Source organism: Streptomyces sp. CB03238, assembly GCF_002099185.1.
Classification (GTDB): domain Bacteria; phylum Actinomycetota; class Actinomycetes; order Streptomycetales; family Streptomycetaceae; genus Streptomyces.
Window position 1 is genome coordinate 48899 of the sequence record NZ_NBCN01000023.1, and the last position, 20668, is coordinate 69566.

The 20668-nt window shown below is 71.8% G+C and carries 12 protein-coding genes and 2 pseudogenes; 10 read left to right on the plus strand and 4 right to left on the minus strand.

All coding sequences use genetic code 11. The features are described 5' to 3' along the window. Positions 1–76: 76 nt before the first annotated feature. Both arsB and BKD26_RS31420 read right to left on the minus strand, forming a co-directional pair. Positions 77–1162 (minus strand): ACR3 family arsenite efflux transporter, encoded by a 1086-nt coding sequence (arsB, locus tag BKD26_RS31415; protein ID WP_084905319.1) that lies wholly within the window; start codon positions 1160–1162, stop codon positions 77–79. Continuing rightward, positions 1159–1467, minus strand: a complete 309-nt coding sequence (locus BKD26_RS31420; protein WP_084905321.1) for a metalloregulator ArsR/SmtB family transcription factor — start codon at positions 1465–1467, stop codon at positions 1159–1161. The genes arsB and BKD26_RS31420 overlap by 4 nt, the downstream gene beginning before the upstream one ends. Before the next feature lie 99 nt (positions 1468–1566). Here BKD26_RS31420 and BKD26_RS31425 point away from each other — a divergent pair, with 99 nt between their 5' ends. From BKD26_RS31425 to BKD26_RS31460, 8 genes and pseudogenes are all read left to right on the plus strand, one after another. Then, positions 1567–1971: an arsenate reductase ArsC gene (locus BKD26_RS31425; protein WP_084905323.1), complete on the plus strand. Its 405-nt coding sequence runs from the start codon at positions 1567–1569 to the stop codon at positions 1969–1971. A 145-nt stretch (positions 1972–2116) separates the two neighbouring features. Continuing rightward, a pseudogene (locus tag BKD26_RS31430) lies at positions 2117–2356 on the plus strand (four-helix bundle copper-binding protein); the annotation flags it as partial. Positions 2357–2503: 147 nt separating this feature from the next. Then, positions 2504–2923 carry a hypothetical protein gene (locus BKD26_RS31435; protein ID WP_084905325.1) on the plus strand — a complete coding sequence of 140 codons (420 nt, stop codon included), beginning with the start codon at positions 2504–2506 and terminating at the stop codon, positions 2921–2923. Between the two features lie 219 nt (positions 2924–3142). Further along, entirely contained in the window at positions 3143–3619 is a 477-nt protein-coding gene (locus BKD26_RS31440; protein ID WP_084905328.1) for a hypothetical protein, read from the plus strand. Positions 3620–3723: 104 nt separating this feature from the next. Then, positions 3724–4839, plus strand: a complete 1116-nt coding sequence (locus BKD26_RS31445; protein ID WP_084905329.1) for a PLP-dependent cysteine synthase family protein — start codon at positions 3724–3726, stop codon at positions 4837–4839. A 53-nt stretch (positions 4840–4892) separates the two neighbouring features. Further along, positions 4893–6158 carry an MFS transporter gene (locus BKD26_RS31450; RefSeq protein ID WP_084905430.1) on the plus strand — a complete coding sequence of 422 codons (1266 nt, stop codon included), beginning with the start codon at positions 4893–4895 and terminating at the stop codon, positions 6156–6158. A gap of 91 nt (positions 6159–6249) precedes the next feature. Continuing rightward, on the plus strand, positions 6250–6711 hold the full coding sequence (locus BKD26_RS31455) for a hypothetical protein (RefSeq protein WP_084905331.1): 462 nt from the start codon (positions 6250–6252) through the stop codon (positions 6709–6711). A gap of 36 nt (positions 6712–6747) precedes the next feature. Then, entirely contained in the window at positions 6748–7353 is a 606-nt protein-coding gene (locus BKD26_RS31460; protein ID WP_084905432.1) for a TetR/AcrR family transcriptional regulator, read from the plus strand. 32 nt (positions 7354–7385) lie between these two features. Here BKD26_RS31460 and BKD26_RS41700 read toward each other — a convergent pair. Then, positions 7386–7653, minus strand: a pseudogene (locus tag BKD26_RS41700) (hypothetical protein). 386 nt (positions 7654–8039) lie between these two features. Further along, complete coding sequence (locus tag BKD26_RS31470) at positions 8040–8405, minus strand: MmcQ/YjbR family DNA-binding protein (protein ID WP_084905333.1); 366 nt, start codon at positions 8403–8405, stop codon at positions 8040–8042. Between the two features lie 120 nt (positions 8406–8525). On the opposite strand from BKD26_RS31470, the gene BKD26_RS31475 reads away from it, so the two are divergent. Both BKD26_RS31475 and BKD26_RS31480 read left to right on the plus strand, forming a co-directional pair. After that, on the plus strand, positions 8526–9824 hold the full coding sequence (locus BKD26_RS31475; RefSeq protein WP_084905335.1) for an MFS transporter: 1299 nt from the start codon (positions 8526–8528) through the stop codon (positions 9822–9824). After that, positions 9784–20601 (plus strand): hybrid non-ribosomal peptide synthetase/type I polyketide synthase, encoded by a 10818-nt coding sequence (locus tag BKD26_RS31480; RefSeq protein WP_084905337.1) that lies wholly within the window; start codon positions 9784–9786, stop codon positions 20599–20601. Before BKD26_RS31475 ends, BKD26_RS31480 begins: the two co-directional genes overlap by 41 nt. Positions 20602–20668: the final 67 nt, after the last annotated feature.

The window sequence follows — 20668 nt, forward strand, 5'->3', positions numbered from 1 at the left end:
GCCGCCGGCGACGTCCGTCTCAGCCGCCCCGGCCCCGCCGGGCCGCCGCCGGCCACCACCACCTCGGTGGGCGATGTCACCGTGCCGCGACAGTGAACTTCCTGCGCCAGGCCAGCGACACGTACACCAGCGCCACCAGCACCGGTACCTCGATCAGGGGGCCGACGACGCCGGACAGGGCCTGACCGGACGTCACCCCGAAGGTGGCGATGGCGACGGCGATGGCGAGCTCGAAGTTGTTGCCGGCGGCGGTGAAGGCCAGCGTCGCCGTACGGTCGTAGGTCAGACCGATGACCTTGCCGAGCAGGAAGGTGCCGAACCACATCACCGCGAAGTACACCAGCAGCGGGATCGCGATCCGTGCGACATCCAGCGGCTGGGAGGTGATCGTCTTCCCCTGCAGAGCGAAGAGGATCACGATCGTGAAGAGCAGGCCGTACAGGGCCCAGGGGCCGATCCTGGGCAGGAAGCCCGACTCGTACGACTCGCGGCCGAGGCGCTTCTCGCCGATCCGGCGGGTGAGGAAGCCGGCGAGCAGGGGCACGCCCAGGAAGATGACCACGTTGAGTGCGATCTTCCACATCGAGATGTCGAGCGATTCTCCGTTGCCGAGGCCGAGCCAGCCGGGCAGCAGGTCGAGGTAGAACCAGCCGAGCACGCCGAAGGCGAGGACCTGGAACACGCTGTTGAGCGCCACCAGCACGGCCGCCGCCTCGCGGTCGCCGCAGGCCAGGTCGTTCCAGATGATGACCATGGCGATGCAGCGGGCGAGCCCGACGATGATCAGGCCGGTGCGGTACTCGGGCAGGTCCGGCAGGAAGATCCAGGCCAGCGCGAACATCACCGCGGGGCCCAGAACCCAGTTGATGACCAGGGACGAAATCATCAGCTTCTTGTCGCCGGTGACGGCGTCGAGCTTGTCGTACCGGACCTTGGCGAGGACCGGGTACATCATGATCAGCAGGCCGACTGCGATCGGCAGGGAGATGCCGCCGATCTCGACCTTCGCCAGGGCGTCGTTCAGGCCGGGAATCAGCCGTCCGAGGCCGAGCCCGAGGGCCATGGCGAGCAGGATCCATACGGCGAGGAAGCGGTCGAGCGTCGAAAGCTTCGCGACGACCGACGATTCTTCGACGGTCGCGGGTGCTTCGGTGCGGGTCACGGGCAGGCCCTCTTGTTGTCGGCGGCGGTACGAGCGGTCTCGGCCAGTTCGGCGAACTGGGCGGCGAGCTGGGCGATGACATCGGGCCGCAGCTTGTAGTACGTGAAGCGGCCGCATGGCTCGGTCTCCACCACCCCGGCCTCGCGCAGCACCTTCAGGTGGTTGGAGAGGTTCGTCTGGCGGGCGCCGGTCTCCTCCACCAGGTGGGTGGTGCAGAGCGTCTCGCGGGCGAGCAGGGTGACGATCCGGAGCCTGAGGGGGTCGGCCAGGACCCGGATCAGTTCAGTGTCGACTGACGTCATCATGGGCTGATACTCTCACATCAGTGGTGGATGACACCATCAGGTGCTGACGTCAGTGAATCCTGACGCGCCTGTTTCGTCGTGAGACAAGAGAGACCTCTGATGTCCCAGAAGCCCTCCGTCCTGTTCGTCTGCGTCCACAACGCCGGCCGCTCGCAGATGGCGGCCGCGTGGCTGACCCACCTGGCCGGGGACCGCGTCGAGGTCCGTTCGGCCGGCTCCGCCCCGGCCGACCAGGTGAACCCGGCGGCGGTCCAGGCGATGCGCGAGGTCGGCATCGACATGTCCGCCGAGACCCCGAAGATCCTCACCGTGGACGCGGTCAAGGCGTCGGACGTCTGCATCACGATGGGCTGCGGCGACACGTGTCCGGTCTTCCCCGGCAAGCGGTACCTGGACTGGAAGCTGGAGGACCCGGCGGGCCGGGGCGTCGAGGCAGTCCGTCCGATCCGTGACGAGATCAAGAAGCTCGTCGAGGGCCTGATCGAGGAGATCGCCCCGCGGTAGGACCGCGTGAGCGAGGTCCGTATCTCACCGCCCTGGACACGGAGGTGTCCGGCCCACCCGGCCGGACGTCGGTGGACTCCCTCGTCGTACGCGCCCCCCGGTGCCCCGTGGGTACCCGGTGCTGGGGGCCTCGTCGTTTGTCGCCGAACTGACGAAGTGCATCCGTACCGACGCCGACTGCGCGGACATCTGCGACGCCACCGCCGCCGTGCTGTCCCGCCACACCGGATACGACGCCGACATCACCCGCGCGATCCTCACCGCGTGCGCGACGGCCTGCACGCCGTGCGCCGAGGAGTGCGAGCGCCACGCCGAGATGCACGAACACTGCCGCGTCTGCGCCGAAGCCAGCCGCCGGTGCGAGGCCGCCTGCAACGACCTCCTGACCCGCGCGCCGCACAGCGGCGTCGACGACGAAGTAGGCACGCGTGTCCAGGGGACCGCGCGACCGACGCCTGCGGGGCAGCGAGACATTCACGCCATGTTGGCGCCCGACGGCGGGACCGACCGGACGAGCCGTTAGGATCACGGCATGGTCACGGCCCGGTCGTCCTCCCGCATGCCGCGCGCCCGCTCGTCGGCGCGCCCGCTGCGCATGCTGTGGGTGGCGCTCTCGCTGTTCGCCTTCGTCTACGCGCACGGCGTGAACGCCGAAGGCACCGCCGCCCACCTCGACTTGACCGCGACCGCAGCCGCACCCCTTCATGACCACCCGGACGAAGAACCACCGGCCGATCACCACCAGGGCCATCACGGCCCGTCCCATGCGGCTCAGGAGTGCGTGCCCGGACAGCCCCAGCAGACGCCTGCCCTGGACGCGCCGGGTGCCTGTGCCGTCTCGGGCGAAGGTGCTCCCGCAGCGCCGCGCCCCGCTCTCGTCTCCTTCGGTGATGTGGCGTCGGCCAAGCACCTGCCGAGCAGGTCGATGAGAGCCACAGTTCTGCAGATCTAGGATCCGGCGACGCTTCGCCGGCCGTCGACGCCTTCACGATCCCAAGACAGCCCCAGCGGCTGTGGGCGCGACGCGACCGGCTGTCGCCGCAACAGCCCGCCCGAGCGCGCATCCACGCGCCTCGGCGGGCCGATTCCCGCGGCGTTGCCCTGACACTGCCCGCCCCGCCCCCCGTTGTGCCGCGCCCCGCGGCGCGCGGCGGCCGCCCGCGGAGGAACTGTGCTCCCGCCGTCCCGCATCCGCCCGCCCTCCCGCTCACCCGCGCCGTACCGGCCGCTCGCCCGGCTCGTCCTGCTGCTCGGCGGACTGTTCCTGATCGCACCCGGCTGCGCGCAACAGCCGCACGAGCCCGGCCAGGCGCACGACCCCGTTCGTACGGTCCACCGCGCCCAGCCCGTCACCGGACAGCCCACCACGGAACAGCCCGCCACCGGACAGCCCACCACGGAACAGCCCGCCACCGGACAGCCCCCACGTGCCGAGACGCCCGCCGAATCCTGCTCACCGGCCGGTTCGCACACGGGGCCGGTCGTACGGCAGCACGCACGTACCCCCGTGTTCGCCACAGCGGCGCCCGACACCACGACGGCGCACGCGCCACCACCCGCTGAGGCCGTCCGGACCGCGCCGGCGGAGCTCCGAAGATCCACGTCCGGGCGCTTCACGCTGTGCCGCCTCTGCCGGCTGCGGACGTAGGCCGAGCCCGTCGAGCCGCAGTACGCCGCGGCCGCCGCCCCACGGGCGGCGAGCGAGAGATCAGCACCCGAACGCGCCATTCACCCACCATGAGAGCGAATCAGATGCACTCTCCGAACACCACCTCCCCCACGAAGCCCGGCCACGCAGCCCTGTCCGTCCTCGTCGGCAACACCCCGGTCCTGTACGTCGGCGAGCCCTTCGCCCCGGAAGGGCGCGGCTTCTGGGCGAAGCTGGAGGGCTTCAACCCCGGCGGCATCAAGGACCGTCCCGGCCTGTACATGGTCGAACGCGCCCGCGCACGTGGCGATTTGGCGCCCGGGGCCCGGATCATCGAGTCCACCAGCGGCACCCTCGGCCTCGGCCTGGCCCTGGCCGGCATGGTGTACGGCCACCCGGTCACCCTGGTCACCGACCCGGGCCTGGAGACGTCCATGACCCGGCTGCTCACCGCATACGGCGCCCAGGTCAACACCGTCTCCGAACCGCACCCCACCGGCGGCTGGCAGCAGGCCCGCCGGGACCGCGTCGCCCAGCTGATGCGGCAACACCCCGGCTCATGGTGCCCGGACCAGTACAACAACCCTGACAACACCACCGCGTACACCCCGCTCGCCCTGGAACTCGCCACCGAACTCGGCCACATCGACGTGCTGGTGTGCAGCGTCGGCACCGGCGGGCACTCGGCCGGTGTGTCCCGCGTCCTGAAGCAGCTCTACCCCGGCCTGACCCTCGTGGGCGTGGACACCGTCGGCTCCACCATCTTCGGCCAGCCCGCCCGGCCGCGGCTGATGCGCGGACTCGGGTCCAGCATCTACCCCCGTAACGTCGCCTACGGCAGCTTCTCCGAGGTCCACTGGGTCGCACCGGCCGAAGCGGTGTGGGCCTGCCGTCGGCTCGCCGCCTCGCACTACGCCACCGGCGGCTGGAGCGTCGGCGCGGTCGCCCTGGTCGCCGGCTGGCTCGCCCGTACGCTGCCCGAGGACACGCGGATCGCGGCGATCTTCCCCGACGGGCCGCAACGCTATCTCGGCACGGTGTACGACGACGACTACTGCGCCGCCCACGGCCTGCTCGACCGCCCGCCCGCGTCCGAACCGGAGGTGATCGGCCGTCTCGACGAGAAGGAAGTCACCCGCTGGTCCCGGTGCGAGCGTGTGGTCGACCCGCTCACCCTGACCGAGGACTCACGGGAGGACGCTCGGGAGGACGACCGGTGAAGCAGCGCACCCTCGCACAGGTCCGTACCTACGAGCGCAGCGTCCAGCTGCTGATGGTCAATCAGTTCACCATCAACCTCGGCTTCTACATGCTGATGCCGTACCTCGCCACGCACCTCGCCGGTCCGCTCGGCCTCGCCGGATGGCTGGTCGGACTGATCCTCGGTGTACGCAACTTCAGTCAGCAGGGCATGTTCCTGGTCGGCGGCACACTCGCCGACCGGCTCGGCTACAAGCCGATGATCATCGCCGGGCTGGTGCTGCGCACCGTGGGCTTCGCGACCCTCGGTCTCGTCGACTCCGTGCCCGCGCTGATCGCCGCCTCGGCCGCGACGGGCCTGGCCGGAGCCCTGTTCAACCCGGCGAGCCGCGCCTACCTCGCCGCTGACGCGGGGGAGCGCCGGGTGGAGGCCTTCGCGCTGTTCAACGTCTTCTACCAGGCCGGAATCCTGCTCGGCCCACTGGTCGGCATGATGCTGACCGGCGTCGGCTTCCGCGTCACGTGCCTGACGGCCGCCGGAATCTTCGCGGTGCTGAGCGTCGTGCAGATCCGGGCGCTCCCCGCGCGCCGGGGCGAGGGTCGGCAGGAAAGTGTCCTGTCGCAGTGGCGGAGCGTCCTGGCCAACCGGCCGTTCCTGCTGTTCTCGCTCGCCATGACCGGCTCGTACGTGATGTCGTTCCAGGTCTACCTCGCGCTGCCGCTGGAGGTCCGACGTCTCGGCGGCGAGGGTGACTTCGCCACGGCGGCGGTGGCGGTGCTGTTCGCCGTGTCCGGTCTGAGCACCATCTTCGGCCAGACCAGGGTGACCGCCTGGTGCAAGGCTCGCATGGCCCCGGGCCGTGCGCTCACCTGGGGCCTGCTGGTGATGGGGGTGGCCTTCGTCCCGCTCCTGTCCGCTGCGGCGATGCCCGTACCCGACGGCGGAGTCGGGCTGTGGCTCCTCGCCGCCGTGCCGCCCGCGCTGTCCGCGGTGCTCCTGGCCCTGGGCACGATGATCGCCTACCCGTTCGAGATGGACACCATCGTCCGTCTCTCCGGTGACCGCCTCGTCGCCACGCACTACGGCCTCTACAACACCATCTGCGGCATCGGCATCACCCTCGGCAACCTGCTGACCGGCGCCGCTCTCGACGCCGCCCGCGCGGCCGGCCTGTCGGCGCTGCCCTGGACCGCCCTGGCCCTCCTGGGCCTCGCCTGCGCCGTCGCGCTGTACGGCCTCGACCGCACGGGCCGACTCGCCCCGCCGACGCCGACTGCCGAACCCGGCCCCGAAGCCGGATCCGACCCCGAACCCGCATCGGAACGCGCCACAGCCTGAACCGGCGAGAAGCTCCCACCCCTCTCGTACTTACATACATGCGTGCATGTATGTAAGCTGAGGCGAGTCGGCCTTCGAGGGGGATGGTGAGATGAGGAACCACCTGGCGAAGCAGGTGCGTCAGGTCCCAGTGACCGACCCGATCGCCACGGCCCGGCGGTACGACTACGCCGACGCCTTCGAGCTCCTGCTGCCCGGACCGGACCCGCTTTCGCCCGAAACGTGGGTCCGGTCCGGACTGGGTGCCACTGCGACGTGGGTGGACTGGGTCGCGGGGCTCTTGGGGATGCGCGGCGCGGCCGGGGAGGCGGCGGACCACGTCGGCGATTTCCGGGTCACTGAGTCCGGGCCCGAGGTGGTCCGTCTCGAAACGTCCCTGCCGCTGATGCACGTCATCCTCGTGGGGCGCCGGGTCGAGCCGACCCGCAGGCTGTTCACCAGCGTTCTCCACTACCGGCGGCCGGTGCTCGCGCGACTCGTCTGGGCGGTCGTCGGCATCGGTCATCGGCGGGCGGCACGGCAATTGGTCACGAGCGGGATGGTCACCAAATGATCGGAGTGAGGCGTGGGTGAGGCGACACGGGAGAGGATGACCCAGGCCGATCGCCGCCTGCGCACCCGCACCATGCTGCTCGAGTCGGCGGCGCGGAACCTGTCCCGCTACGGCTACGGCAACCTCGTGCTCGAGCAGGTGGCCAAGGACGCCGGGTACACGCGCGGTGCGCTCTACCACCAGTTCAAGGACAAACAGGACCTGACTCTGGCCGTGCTCGCGTGGGTCATGGAGACCTGGGACCACGAGGTCGGCAGGCTCGTCGAGCAGGAGCCGGATCCGGTCGCGGCGCTGCTCACCCTTGCCCGCGGTCACGCCGTCTTCTGCCGGCGCGACATCGCGCGGGTGGCGGTCGCGCTGCGGCTGGAGTTCTCCGGCCGGGACCATCCGGTGGGCCGCTCGGTCGAGGAGGGCTACGAAACGCTCATCACGCTCTGCCGACGCCTGATCGAAGCCGGGCGCAAGGCGGCGACGATCCCTGCCGGCCCGCCCGCCGGCACGGTCGCACTCGCCTTCGTCGGCGCCCTTGAGGGGACCGTGATCGCGCTGGCCGGGCAGGTGCGGCATGACGAACTGCTCGCCGTCCGCACCGCCGCCGGCGTACTGGGTCTCGGTCCCCTTGCCGTCGCGCCACGCCACTGACCAGGTCCCCGCGCGACTCGGCACCCGCCCGGTCACGGGCTGTCGCCGGTCCAGTCCCAGTGGCGGGGATCGGTCGTACGGCGCCGGTAATGGGTACGCCCACCAGGGCCGTACCGCCCTATCTCCGTGGGCAGCCGGGCTTCTTCGGCGATCGGGCACGCTCCAGCCGGTGATGTCGAGGAGCAGCCCGTCGAGAGGCCCGCCCACCAGTTCGCCGTAGACCCGGCCGGGGCGTGGTCCGGGGTCGGGGTCGTCGTGGTCGGCGCCATAGACGCGACGCCGGAGGATCCTGTCGTCCATACCGATCAGCTTCACATCCGCCACTGACAACGGGACGGCAGCCGTGGTCCGCACACGTCAGCCCCGGTCCGTCCGGCGGATCAGCCGCACTGCTGCCGGTGCCGGCCGCCACGCCCGGCCGCGGTTGTACTGCCGCCTTGCGGTGCGCCGTCGCGGGGCCGAGCGTCGAGGCCGCCGGGCGCCAGAGCCTCCGGTGCCCGGTGGGTCCGATGGGTCCGGGGATTCCGTACCCCCCGCGCCGCCGCCTCCTGAGCGGAAGCGGTCGTGCGTCGCCCGGTTCCTCCAGCAGTCCGAGGGCGACTTCCCACTCGTCCCGGGTGAGGTACTCCCAGGCGTCGTTCACCGTGATGTCGTTGTCAGTGGCCCGGTGCACCGCCGCCGATCGTTCACTCGCTGGTCGCCGCGTCCGGCCGCAGGTCGGGGTGCTGCTCCGTCAGCCGATCCGGTGCCGCCTGTCTCCAGGAGTCGACGAGGATGTCACGCAGTTCGCCCGCGTCCTCCAGCGCCGCCAGCCGCACCCGTACCCATGCCGAACTCGCCTCGTGCGGCGGTACCCAGAACTTCTCCGGCTCGGCGGCGATCAGTTCCGCGCGCTCGTGTTTCGGGCAGCGTACGGCGAACGATGTCTGGTCGTCGGGGATCGTGACATACATCTTCCCGGCCACGCGGAAGGTCGGGATGCTCCATGCTTCCTTCTCCACCGTCTCGGGAAAGGACAGGGCGATACGGCGAACGTCATCGGCATCGATCATGGCCACCACGGTAGCCAGCGGCACTGACACCCTGCCCCCGCCTGTCGGCGGCATGATCCGCCGGACAAGCCCCAGGGTGCTTGGTATGGTCATCGGGCAGGAACTGGTGATCGATTTCGCATGCGTCAGGGGGGCGTAGTGGCGGGTGTGGACCGGCAGTTCCGTGCCCTCGTCTGTGCCTACGCGGTGTCCGGCTACGGCAACTACCTGAATCTGATTGCCCTGAGCCTGTTCTCCTACGAGGTCACCGGCACCGCCTTCGGTGTTGGCATGTTATTGGCCTTACGCCTGTTCTCCGGTTTCCTGGCAGGGCTCGCCGCCGCGGCGCTGTTGGCCAGGACCTCCCGCCGGCTGGTGATGATCCGCACCGATGTGGCCCAGGCCGTCGCCATGGGCGTACTGGCGCTGTGCACGTCCCGCACACCGACGTGGCTGCTCGGCTGTGCGGTCGTTGTCCTTGGCGCGGGGAACACGTTCTTCACCGTCGCGCTGCGCAGTGCGGTTCCCGTGATGGTCGGTCAGGAGTGCCGCGCCCGGGCGAACGGGCTGCTGGTCACGGCGCGGTCGATGGCCACGGTGCTGGGCTTCGCCTCGGCGGCGCCGGTCATCGGATTCGGCGGCTTCGCCACCGCGTTCGCCGTCAACGCCGCGAGTTTTCTGGTGTCGGCAGTCGCTCTGCTCGTGCTGCGGCCGCGTACGGACGGCGAGGACGTCGAGGAGGGTGTGACGACCCAGCCGCAGACGGCCCCGGGCTCACGTCCATGGCAAGGGATGGCCGGCATCCCCGCCCTCTTGCTGGCCATGATCCTGCTCAGAGGTCTCGATGCCTTGGCCTCCTCGTCGCACAACGTCGCTCTGCCCGTGGTCGCGCACTCCACTGCTCCCTCCGATCCGGCACTTTTCATGACCAGGTTCTGGGCCGCGTGGGCCGTGGGCACCATCACCGCCCACCTGGTGCTCAAGCGGAGAAAGCGCGGTTCGGCGTGGGGCGAGCGGGCTTTCGCCGTGGGTACGGTCGCGATGTCGCTCTCGTTCGTCGCGGCGTTCACGGGGCTCGCCGCGCCGGCACTGATGCTGGCCGCAGCGTCGGCGGGGTTCGCGGACGGCTGGACCGAAATCGTGTACACCTCACGCCTGCAGGCGGCCCCCGACCGGCAGCGCAGCCGGCTGTTCGGGCTGTCCGCCACGGCGGAGACAGCTGGATTCGCGCTGGGCGCGGTGCTCACCGCGGTGGCTCTCGACCTGCTGCCCGCCCTGACGGTCGTCGGTGCCTTCCACGGTGCGGCGGTGTGCGGGGCGCTGGTTCTGCTGCTGTTCGCCGCCGGTCGTCCCGGTAGGGCCCGGCTTTCGTCCACGAGTGGAGAAGAAGGGGACACGCATGGAACGCGTACGGGGGCAGGCTCTCTGCCGGGGGCCTGAGCCGGATTACACCGAAGCTGACCCGCGAAACGCGGTGGAGGCGCTGCGGCGGGCCGCGGACTCGACCACTGGCGCGGCCGTCGTCACCGTCGCTCCGGACGGTTCCACGATCAGCCGGACCTATCACGAGCTGCTCTCCCAGGCCGGCCGGATGCTCACCGGGCTGCGGGAGCACGGGCTGCGCGCCGGTGACGCGGTGGTGCTGTGCGGGCTGCCGCTGGCGGAGTTCTTCCCCGCCTTCTGGGCCTGTGTGCTCGGCGGCGCCCGGCCGGTGGCCATCGCGGAGCCGGCCGCGCCGGGTTCCCCGGCGCTCGAACGCCTGCTCCACGCCTGTGCGGTACTGGACCGGCCGCTGGTGCTCACCGATGAGGCCGGAGCGGAGGACCTGGCGCACGCCGCTCCCGAGCTGCGGGTGGCGGTCGCGCAGGACTGCATGGGCGCGTCGCCCGCGTACGCCGACGACATCGAGCCGGCCGGGTCCGACGTCGCGTTGTTGATGCTGTCCTCCGGCAGCACCGGCGTCCCGAAAGCCGCGCAGCTCACCCACGCCGGTCTGGCGGCCTTCGCCGCGAGCACCAGGCGGATGCTGGACGTACGCCCGGACGACACCACGGTGAACTGGCTTCCGGTCGATCACAGCGGCGCGTTCCTGCTGTACCACCTGCTCGCGGTCTTCGTCGGATGCACCAACGTCCACGCACCCACCGAGATGGTCCTGGCCGAGCCGCTGCGCTGGCTGGACCTCCTCGAGGAGCACGGGGCGCAGCACAGTTGGGCGCCGACATTCGCCTACGGGCTCGTCGCGGACGCGCTCGCCGAGCGGCCGGAGGGCCGCCGCGACCTCAGCGGCCTCAAGTCGCTGCTGTGCGGGGGCGAACAGATCGTGCTGCCGGTGCTGCGCCGCTTCCTCGGCGCCACCGCCGCGTCCGGGATCCGGGACCGGCACATCGTGCCGGCGTGGGGGATGGCCGAGACGGTCACCGCCGTCACCTTCGGGCGGCTCGACCGGCCGGGCACCGTGCACCGCCTGCTCAAGAGCAGCCTGGGCGGCGACCTGGTCCGGGCCGACGAGCAGACACCGGAGGACGACTGTGTCACCTTCGTCGCGGCCGGCTCACCCGCGCACGGGGTCACCCTGCGTGTCGTGGACGACCGTGGCGAGCCCGCGCCCGCGGGCCGGGTCGGCCGGCTCCAGGTGCACGCGCCGGCCCGTCTCACTCCCGGCTACGTGAACAACCCGGAGGCGGACGCCGCGGCTTTCCCCGCCGGACGGGAGTGGCTGGACACCGGCGACCTGGCCTTTCTCGACGGCGGGCAGGTCGTGATCACCGGCCGGCGCAAGGACATGATCATCCTCAACGGGCACAACGTCTACTGCCACGAGGTGGAGGAAACCGTCACCGCCGTCGCCGGCGTGCGGCAGGGGGAGGTGGCCGCCTGCGGCATCCCCCACGCGGACAGCGGCACGGAAGAGCTGGCGGTGTTCTTCGTGAGCCACGGCGCCGACGAGGACGTACGTATCGCACGCGAGGTGAAGGCAGCGCTGTTCGCGCGGCTCCGCCTCACCGCTGCCCATGTCCTCCCCGTCCCGCGCGGCGAGTTTCCGAGGACACCCGCCGGGAAGGTGCGCCGCGCCGAGCTGCGCGACCGTCTCATCGGCGGAGGTTTTCGGACCGTCTCCGCCCCCGGCGACGACGTGGTGGGCTGTGCCGAGACGGCACGGGCGGTCCAGGAGGAGATCGCCGCCGTCCTGGGGCACCCGGTGGATGCGCACATGCCGTTCTACGAACTCGGCCTGACCTCCCTGCTCCTCATACGCCTCCGGTCCCGCCTGGAACAGCGGCTTGCCAGGGCGGTCGCCCAGACCGCGTTCTTCGAACATCCCACGGCCGCCGCGCTCGCCGCGCATCTGGCTGCCGCGCCCCGGGGGAAGGCTCAACCCCCGGACACCGGCACTGCCCAGGCGGGTACGGTCCCCGCCGGAACCGCCCCGGCAGGCACCGCCGACCAGCGCATCGCGGTCGTCGGACTGTCGCTGCGCTTCCCGGGAGCGGACTCGGCGGACCGGTTCTGGGCCAACCTGCGCGACGGCGTGGACAGCATCCGGGTCTTCGACGAGACACAGCTCGCGGCAGCGGGCCTGTCCCCGCGGCAGCGGCGCGCCCCCGACCTGGTGCCGGTCGCCGGCGTTCTCGACGACGTCGACGCGTTCGATGCGGACTTCTTCACCATGAGCCCCAAGGAGGTCCAGCTCACGCATCCCGCACACCGGCTGTTCCTGGAGTGCTGCCACGAGGCGCTCGAACAGGGCGGCTACGAGGCGACCGAACCGGGCACAAGAGTGGGGGTGTTCGCAGGTGCGGGCATGAACCTCTACGACCATCAGCGCCGGCCTGCGACCGGCGCGCCGGACGACGACGCCGACCCGGCCACCGGAATGCAGGCCACGGTCGGACAGCAGCCGGACTTTCTCGCCTCCCGAGTCGCCTACCGGCTCGGGCTCACCGGCCCCGCCATCGGTGTCCAGACGGCCTGCTCCACCTCGCTGGTGGCTGTACACCTCGCCGTCCAGGCACTGCTGAGCGGCGATGCGGACCTGGCGCTGGCGGGAGCCGCGGCCGTGCACCTCCCCCAGGAGACCGGCTACCGCAGCCACACGGGTTCCATCCTGTCGCCCACCGGACGCTGCCGGGCCTTCGACGCGGAGGCCGACGGCACCGTGGGCGGGAACGGTGTCGCCGCCGTCCTGCTCAAGAGGCTCGACCGTGCCCTGGCCGACGGCGACACCGTGCACGCGGTGATCCTGGGCTCCGCGGTCAACAACGACGGCGCGGGCAAGGTCGGATTCAGCGCACCGGGTGTCGCGGGGCAGGTCGAGGTCGTACGCCAGGCGCTGCGCAGGGCGGACGTCCCCGCAGAGACGATCACCTACGTGGAGGCGCACGGGACGGGCACCCGACTCGGCGATCCGGTGGAACTGGAGGCACTCGGCAGGGCTCTCGGCGAGGGCACGCGGCGCACGGCGTTCTGCACCGTGGGATCGGTGAAGCCGAACATCGGACACCTCGACAGCTGCGCCGGAATGGCCGGTTTCATCAAGACGGTCCTCATGCTGCGGAACCGTACGCTGGTGCCGACGCCGCACCTGACCCGTCCCAACCCGGAACTCCGCCTCGAAGGCGGCCCGTTGGTGCTGGGCGCCGAGCTGCGGCCGTGGCCGGCTCAGGACGGTGTGCCGCGCCGGGCGGGAGTCAGCGCGCTCGGCGTCGGGGGCACCAACGCCCACGTGGTGCTGGAGGAGCCCCCCGTACCGTCCGCGAACCCGGCGGCCGCGGCCGGGCTTCCCGTGCTGGTGCCGGTGTCGGCCCGCGACCCCCAGGCCCTGGGCGAACTCACCGACCGGCTCCGCGACCGGCTGCGGCAGCGGCCGGAACCAGCGGCCGCGGACGTGGCGGCCACCATGGCACTCGGCAGACCGCACCGCGCGGCACGCACCACGGCCGTCGGCCGGACGGCCGGGGAACTCGCCGACGCGCTGGACGGTCAGCAGCAGGCACCGGACCTCGGCCTCGGCCCGCTCGCCTTCGCCTTCTCCGGACAGGGAAGTGCGCGCCGGGGCATGGCGAGCGGCATCTACGCCGCCTATCCGGCGGCCCGGCGGACTCTCGACCGGTGCGAGGAGATCTACGCCGACGAGTTCGGCGGCACCCTCCTCCCGCTCCTGCTGGACGAGTCGGGCGCCGAGGACGACGTCTGGCCGACCGAGACGGCCCAGGCCGCCCTGTTCGCCCACCAGTCGGCGCTCGTCGAGGTGTGGCGCGCCACGGGCGTCCGCCCCGCACTGCTGCTCGGCCACAGCGTGGGCGAGTACGCGGCCCTGTACGCGGGCGGCGCCTTCACGCTCGACGACGGGTTGCGGCTCACGGCGTGGCGCGGCCGGTCGATGCACAGCGCATGCCCGCCAGGCGGGATGCTCGCGGTCGTCGCCGAGCAGGCTCACGCGCAGCGCATCGCGCAGTCCGCCGGCGCCGAACTGGCCGCGGTCAACGGCCCGCGCGCCCAGGTGATCTCCGGTCCGCCGCAGGCCCTCGAGGAGGCGGTGCGCCTGCTCGACCAGGAAGGCCTGCGGTGGCGGGCGTTGTCCGTCGACAAGGCGTTTCACTCGGCCTCGGTCGAACCGGCGCTGCGCGACTTCCGCTCCCACGCCGAGCGGGTGACGTACGGCCCGCTGCACACACCCCTGGTCACCGCGGCCGACGGCCGGCTCCGCCCGGCGGGCTGGACGCTCGACGCCGGCCACCTCTGCCGCCAGGCGCGGCAGCCGGTCCGCTTCGATCTGGCCATGCTCACCGCGACGGGGGAGGGGTGCGAGGACTTCCTGGAGATCGGCGCCGGACACACCCTCATGGGCATCGGCCGGCATTGCGTACCGGGCAGCCGCTGGCTGAGAGCCCAGGGGCCGGGCACGAGCGCAGCGGACCAGGTGGGTGGGCTTCTGACGGCGCTGGGCTCGCTGTACTGCAGGGGGGCCGAGCTGGAATGGCGTGCGGTCAACGGCGGCGGGGGCAGGGTGCCGCTGCCGGGGCATCCGCTGCGGCGGCGCCGGGTGGCGTACCGGGGCGCGGCGCCGGCACCTGCCCCGGAGCATCCCGCGCACAGCGCGGCCACCCGGGAGGAGCCGCCCGTCGCGTCGGACGAACTGCTGGCCGGAGTACGGCAGCTGACTGCGCACAAGCTCGGCAGCGAGGCGGCGGACGTCGCGCCCGACAGCTCGTTCTTCGAGCTCGGCGCGGACTCGCTCTCCCTGATGGGACTGACGGCGGAGCTGGAGCAGCAGTACGGCGTACGCGTCCCCGTCCGGGAGCTGTTCTCGTCCGCCGACACCCCACGCCGGCTGGCCGAACGGCTGGCGCAGCTGCGAGGGGACCAGGCCGGTCCCGCCGAGCCGCACCGGGAGGCGGACCAGCAGCGTCCGAGCCCGGCACCGGCACCTATGTCCTCGCCCGCACCCGCGGTGTCCCCGGGACTTCACGAGGTGTTCGGCCAGCAGCTGAAACTGGCGGAGCATCTCATCGACCAGGTGACCGGTGTGATCTCCCGCCAACTCGACGTACTCGCGTCGTCCGCGACCTCCCCGGCGCTGCTCCCCGCGCCCACCCCGACCCCGACCCCGACCCCGGCCCCGGCCCCGGCCCGTACGCCGGAGGCGACGCGGCCACCGTTCGTGCCGGAGCCGGAGCCGGAGCCGGAGCCGGAGCCGGCCACGGGGTGCGACTTCAGCCTGTACTTCTTCGGCGACTACCCCGAGGACACCGACCGCGACAAGTACGCGCTGATCATGGAGGCCGCGAAGTTCGCGGACCAGCACGGCTTCCACGCCCTGTGGCTCCCGGAACGCCACTTCAACTCCTTCGGGGCGCTCTTCCCCAACCCCTCGGTGCTCGCCGCCGCGCTCGCGGCCAGTACCAGCCGCATCCGGCTCCACGCGGGCTCCGTCGTCCTGCCACTGCACCATCCGGTCCGGGTCGCCGAGGAATGGTCGGTCGTCGACAACATCTCCGGGGGCCGGGCGGGCCTGTGTGTCGCGAGCGGCTGGCACGCCACCGACTTCGCGCTCGCCCCGCAGCACTTCGGCCGGCACCGCGAGGTGATGTACGAGCAGTTGGCGACCGTGCGGCAGCTGTGGTCGGGCCGGGCCCTGCGGACGACCGCGGGCGACGGTGAGCCCGTGGAGATACGGCTGCACCCACGCCCCGTGCAGCAGCGACTTCCCATGTACGTGGCCGTCGTCGGCAACCCGGACAGCTACCGCCGGGCAGCCGCCGAAGGCCTGGGTGTGGTCACCAACCTGATGACGCAAACCGTCGGACAACTGGCGGAGAACATCGCGCTGTACCGGCGCACCCGCGCCGAGCACGGACTGGACCCCGACGCGGGCAGGGTGGTGGTTCTGGTGCACACGTACCTCGGCGAGGACGCGGAGCGCGCGCGGGCAGAGGCGTACCGGCCATTCGTGTCGTACCTGCGTTCCTCGCTGTCCCTCTTCGGCCAGGTCACCAACAGCCTCGGTTTCGAAGCCGACCTCGACAACACGCCCGAGGAAGACGTGGAGTTCCTGCTCGGGCGCGCCTACGAGCGTTACTGCGCCTCACGCGCCCTGATCGGCGACGAGCACACGGCGGCCGAGACGGTGCGCCGACTGGTGGACGCCGGAGCGGACGAGATCGCCTGCTTCGTGGACTTCGGCGTACCGATGGAGCAGGTTCTCGCCGGGCTCCCGGTCCTCGACCGGCTCCGCCGCATGGACCCATCAGGAGCACCGGAACCGTCCACAGCACCGGAACAGGCGGCGCTCGTGCCGAGGCGGTTGCCGTTGTCGCCCGCGCAGCGCCGCATCTGGTTCCTGGAGCAGCTTCATCCGGGGACCGCCATGTACCACGAGCCCAAGGCGATCCGCCTGGACGGCCCGCTGGACGTTCCGGCGCTGCGCTGGGCACTGCAGCGGGTCGCCGACCGGCATCCGGCGCTGCGCACCGTGTTCCGCGACACCGACGGAACCCCCTACCGGGAGACGCACGACCGGATACGGCTCGAGTGCCCGGTCGACGACCACACCGGGGCCACGGAGGAAGAAGCGCTGCGCGCCGCTCTCGAGACGGAGGGGAACCGGAACCTCGACCTGCGCCGGGGTCCGCTGGTCACGGCCCGGCTGCTGCGCCTGTCGGAGGAGCGGCACCTGCTGTTCCTGCTGGCCCACCACATCGTCTTCGACTCCTCCTCCACGGCGGTGCTGGTCCGCGACCTCGCGGCTTTCTACCGCTCCTTCCCGCACGGCGACCCCCAGTTGCCGCCCCTGCCCGCCGAGCCCGAGGCGCTCCCCGCCCGTCTGCCGGACCCCGCCGGGTCCCTCGACTTCTGGCGGCGTACGCTCGCCGGGGCCCCGGACCTCTCCCTGCCCACCGACCGCCCCCGCCCCACGGTCAGATCCGGAACGGGAGCCGCCCTCACACACGAACTCGACGCCGAACTCGTACGCAGGGTGAAAGCGTTCGCCGCCGCGCACCGGGCCACTCCCTTCATGGCGCTGACCAGCGCCGTCGCAGCGGTGCTCAGCCGGTTCAGCGGACAGCACGACGTGGTCGTCGGCACCGCGGTCGCCGCCCGGCCCACCGGCGCCGAACACCACATCGGCCTGTTCCTCGACACCGTGCCCCTGCGCCTGGACCTCACGGGCGACCCGGACTTCCCGACGCTGCTGCACCGGATGCGGGCCGGCAGCACAGCGGCGTACGAACACCGTGACGTCCCCTTCGACGAACTGGTCGGAGCGCTCAACCCGCGACGGGACCCGGGGCGGAACCCGCTCTTCCAGGTGATGGTCGAGTACGAGAACGAGAGCGAGGTGACCTTCGACCCGCCCCGGCTGACGGCCACGCTGCTCGACGTGCCGAGCGCACGCGCCCCCTTCGACCTCAGCATCTACCTGACGCACCACCGCGACGGCGTGCGATGCATGGTCGAGTACGACACGGCCCTCTTCGACGAGCCATTCGTACGCCGCTTCGTCCACTACATGGAGCAGGTGCTGCGCCGCGCGCTCGACGCCCCCGGCGCGCCGCTGCGCGAACTGACCGCCGTGACCGACGCCGACCGCGCGGCCCTGGCCGGGCTGGGGCGCCTGGACGAGCCGTCGCCCGCCGTCGCGGACACCCTGCACGGACTGTTCGAGCAGCAGGTGCGGCGCACCCCGGACGCCGTTGCCCTCGTGGGCGACGGAGTGAGCGTGGGTTACCGGGAGCTGGATGTACGGGCCAACGCGCTCGCCCGACGGCTCCGCGAGCGGGGCGCCGCGCGCGGTGAGCGCGTGGCCATGCTGCTGCCGCGCGGCCCGGAGCTGATCACCGCCCTGCTGGGCGTGCTCAAGAGCGGCGCCGCGTATCTGCCCCTCGACCCCTCCGCGCCCACCCCGCGGCTCGCCGCGCTCCTCGACGACGGCGCGCCCGCGCTGCTGCTGACCTCGAAGGCCACTCTCGCGCGTCATCCGAAGCTCGCGACAGGGCTGCCCCTGCAGCTCGTGGACGACGTCGACGCCACCCTCGCGGAACGTCCCCCGGCCGACGGGGCAGGGCCCGAGGACCCCGCGTACTGCATCTACACCTCGGGCTCCACCGGCCGTCCCAAGGGCGTCGTCGTGCCGCACCGCGGCCCGGTCAACCTCGTTCGCGCCCATATGGACCGGCACCCCGCCCTGCGCACCCTGCAGTGGACCTCGCCCGCTTTCGACGTCAGCGTCCAGGAGATCTTCACCACGCTGGGCTCCGGAGCGGCACTCGTACTGATCGACGACGAGGTCCGGAACGACCCCACGGCTGTCACGGAAACAGCGCGCCGCCATGGAGTGCAGCGGATGTTCATGCCCAGCACCCCCTTGAGGTACCTGATCGAGACGGGTCCCGAACTGCCCGCCCTGCGCGAGCTGTTCTCGGCCGGGGAGGCGCTGCGGCTGACCGATGCCTTCCGCCGCTTCCTCGCCGCGCACCCGCGGTGTGCGCTGTACAACCAGTACGGGCCCACGGAGACCTCCATCATCGTCACCTCGCACCGTGTCGACCCCGACGGCGAGGAGCTCCCCCCGATCGGCACGCCGATACCGGGGGCCCGCATCCTGTTGCTGGACGGCGCCGGACGACACGTACCCCCGGGGGCCGTCGGTGAGATCCACGTGGGCGGCGCGCCGGTCGCGCACGGCTACCACGCGCGGCCCGCGGAGACGGCCGGGGCGTTCCTCGGCGACGCGGACTCCGTGCTGTACCGGACCGGAGACCTCGGGCGCTGGCGTACGGACGGCTCGCTCCAGTACTGCGGCCGTGTGGACGACCAGGTCAAGATCCGGGGCCACCGGGTCGAACCCGCCGAGGTCCATGGGGCGCTCAGTGCCCTCCCGGGAGTACGTGACGCGGCCGTCGTCTCCCGTCGCGACCGGCACGGCGACCTGGAACTCGTCGCCTACGTGGTTCCCGACCCGCCGGCGGACAACCTTCGCGAGCTGCGTGCCGCGCTCGCCGCGCGGCTTCCCGACCACCTGGTGCCGCGCCGTTGGGTACGCCTGGAACGACTCCCGCTGAACACCTCGGGCAAAGTGGACCGGGACCGGCTGCCCGAGCCGGGGCCCGGGCCCGACCCCGATCCCGAGCTCGACGAGGAGACCGTGAACGCGACCTCGCAGCCCGCCACCCGGCTGGAGAAGTCCCTGCACGAGCTGTGGTGCGATGAACTGGGCGCACCCCAGGTGCCGGTGACCCGGTCCTTCTTCGAACTCGGCGGCCATTCCCTGAGCGCGATGCGGCTGCTGAACCGCATGGCGGACCAGCTGGACATCGAGTTGTCCATGGCCGAGTTCTTCCTCGACCCCACCATCCGGGGTATCGCAGGACGCTGCGAACATCCCGTGCTCGCCGCCCGGGTGGTGGAGACCGTGCCGATGACCTCCAGCCTTCGCAGGCTCTGGCACCGGCACCATGAACGCGCCGACGCCGGGGTCTACAACGTCGCGCACCGCATCGACCTGCGCGGCGACCTCGATCCCCGGAGTCTGGCGGGCGCCCTGGAGGACCTGGTGGGGCGCCATCACGCGCTGCGCAGCAGGGCCGTACGGCGCGAGGGGCGGTACCTCGTCGAGGTGCTGGCCGACGTGCCCGTGGAACTGCCGGTCGATGTCCTCACCGGGTACGCGGAGGACGCGGAGGCCGTCGAGCGGTGGTGCATGGACCACGCCTCCCGCGCGTCGGCGATGGACCGCGCGCCGCTGTTCCGCTTCCGGCTGGCTCGGCTCGCGCCGGACCGCTGGGTACTGCTGACCGTGTTCCACCACGCCGTCTGCGACGGCTGGTCCATGGGCGTGATCTGGCGCGAACTGCAGGAGCTCTACAACGCCCGGTGCCACGGCGCCGCGAGCCCGCCGGCCCCGCCCGCCGTGCAGTTCACCGACTGCGCGCGTGCGGAACACGAGCTGGGCGGCGAACGCAGGGCGATGCTCGAGCGGTTCTGGCGCGCCGAGCTCGACGGTGTACCCCTGCGTCCGGCGCTGCCGTACGACCGGCCGCGACCCGAGAAGCTGTCCGGCCGGGGTGCCCTGCACACCTGGGTCATCGACGGAGCAACCCCCCGGCTGGTCGCGGACACCGCCACCCGCCTGGGCACGACGCCGTACACCGTGCTGGCCGCGGCGTTCGCCACCTGGCTGGGCGGACTGTGCGGCGGCCCCGCCGACGTGGTGCTGGCCGCGTCCAGCGCGAACCGCACGCGCCGCGAGCGGTCCGAGGTGGTCGGCCTGCTGGGCGACGCGGTCCTGCTACGGGCCCGGCTCGGTGAGGCCGTGACCTTCGCCGACCTCGTGACGCGGCTGGGGTCGACACTCTTCACCGTGCTCGACCACCAGGAGCTGCCGCTGACCGACGTGGTCGAGCTGGTCTCGCCCGAGACCGCGGAGTCACTGTTCCCCACCGTACTGTTCACCGTGGTCACCACACCGCCGCCCACCTTGGACATGCGGTCGGTATCGGCCTGCGTGCGCGCGCTCCCTACCTCGGGGGTGGCACGCAACGAGCTGTACGCCGTCCTGGTGCCCGGAGAGGACACCATCACCGTCACCTTCGAGTACTCCACGGACCTCTTCAGCAATCCGACCGTCGAGGCGTGGGGCAAGGCCTTCACCGAACTCCTGCACGAAGCCGTGCAGGACCCGCAGCGCCCGCTACGGAGCCTGCTCGGCCCCTGACGTCACGTCGGGGGAGGCAGGCCGCCGGCGGTCACCGAACCACAGCACGGGGCGCAGGACTGAACCG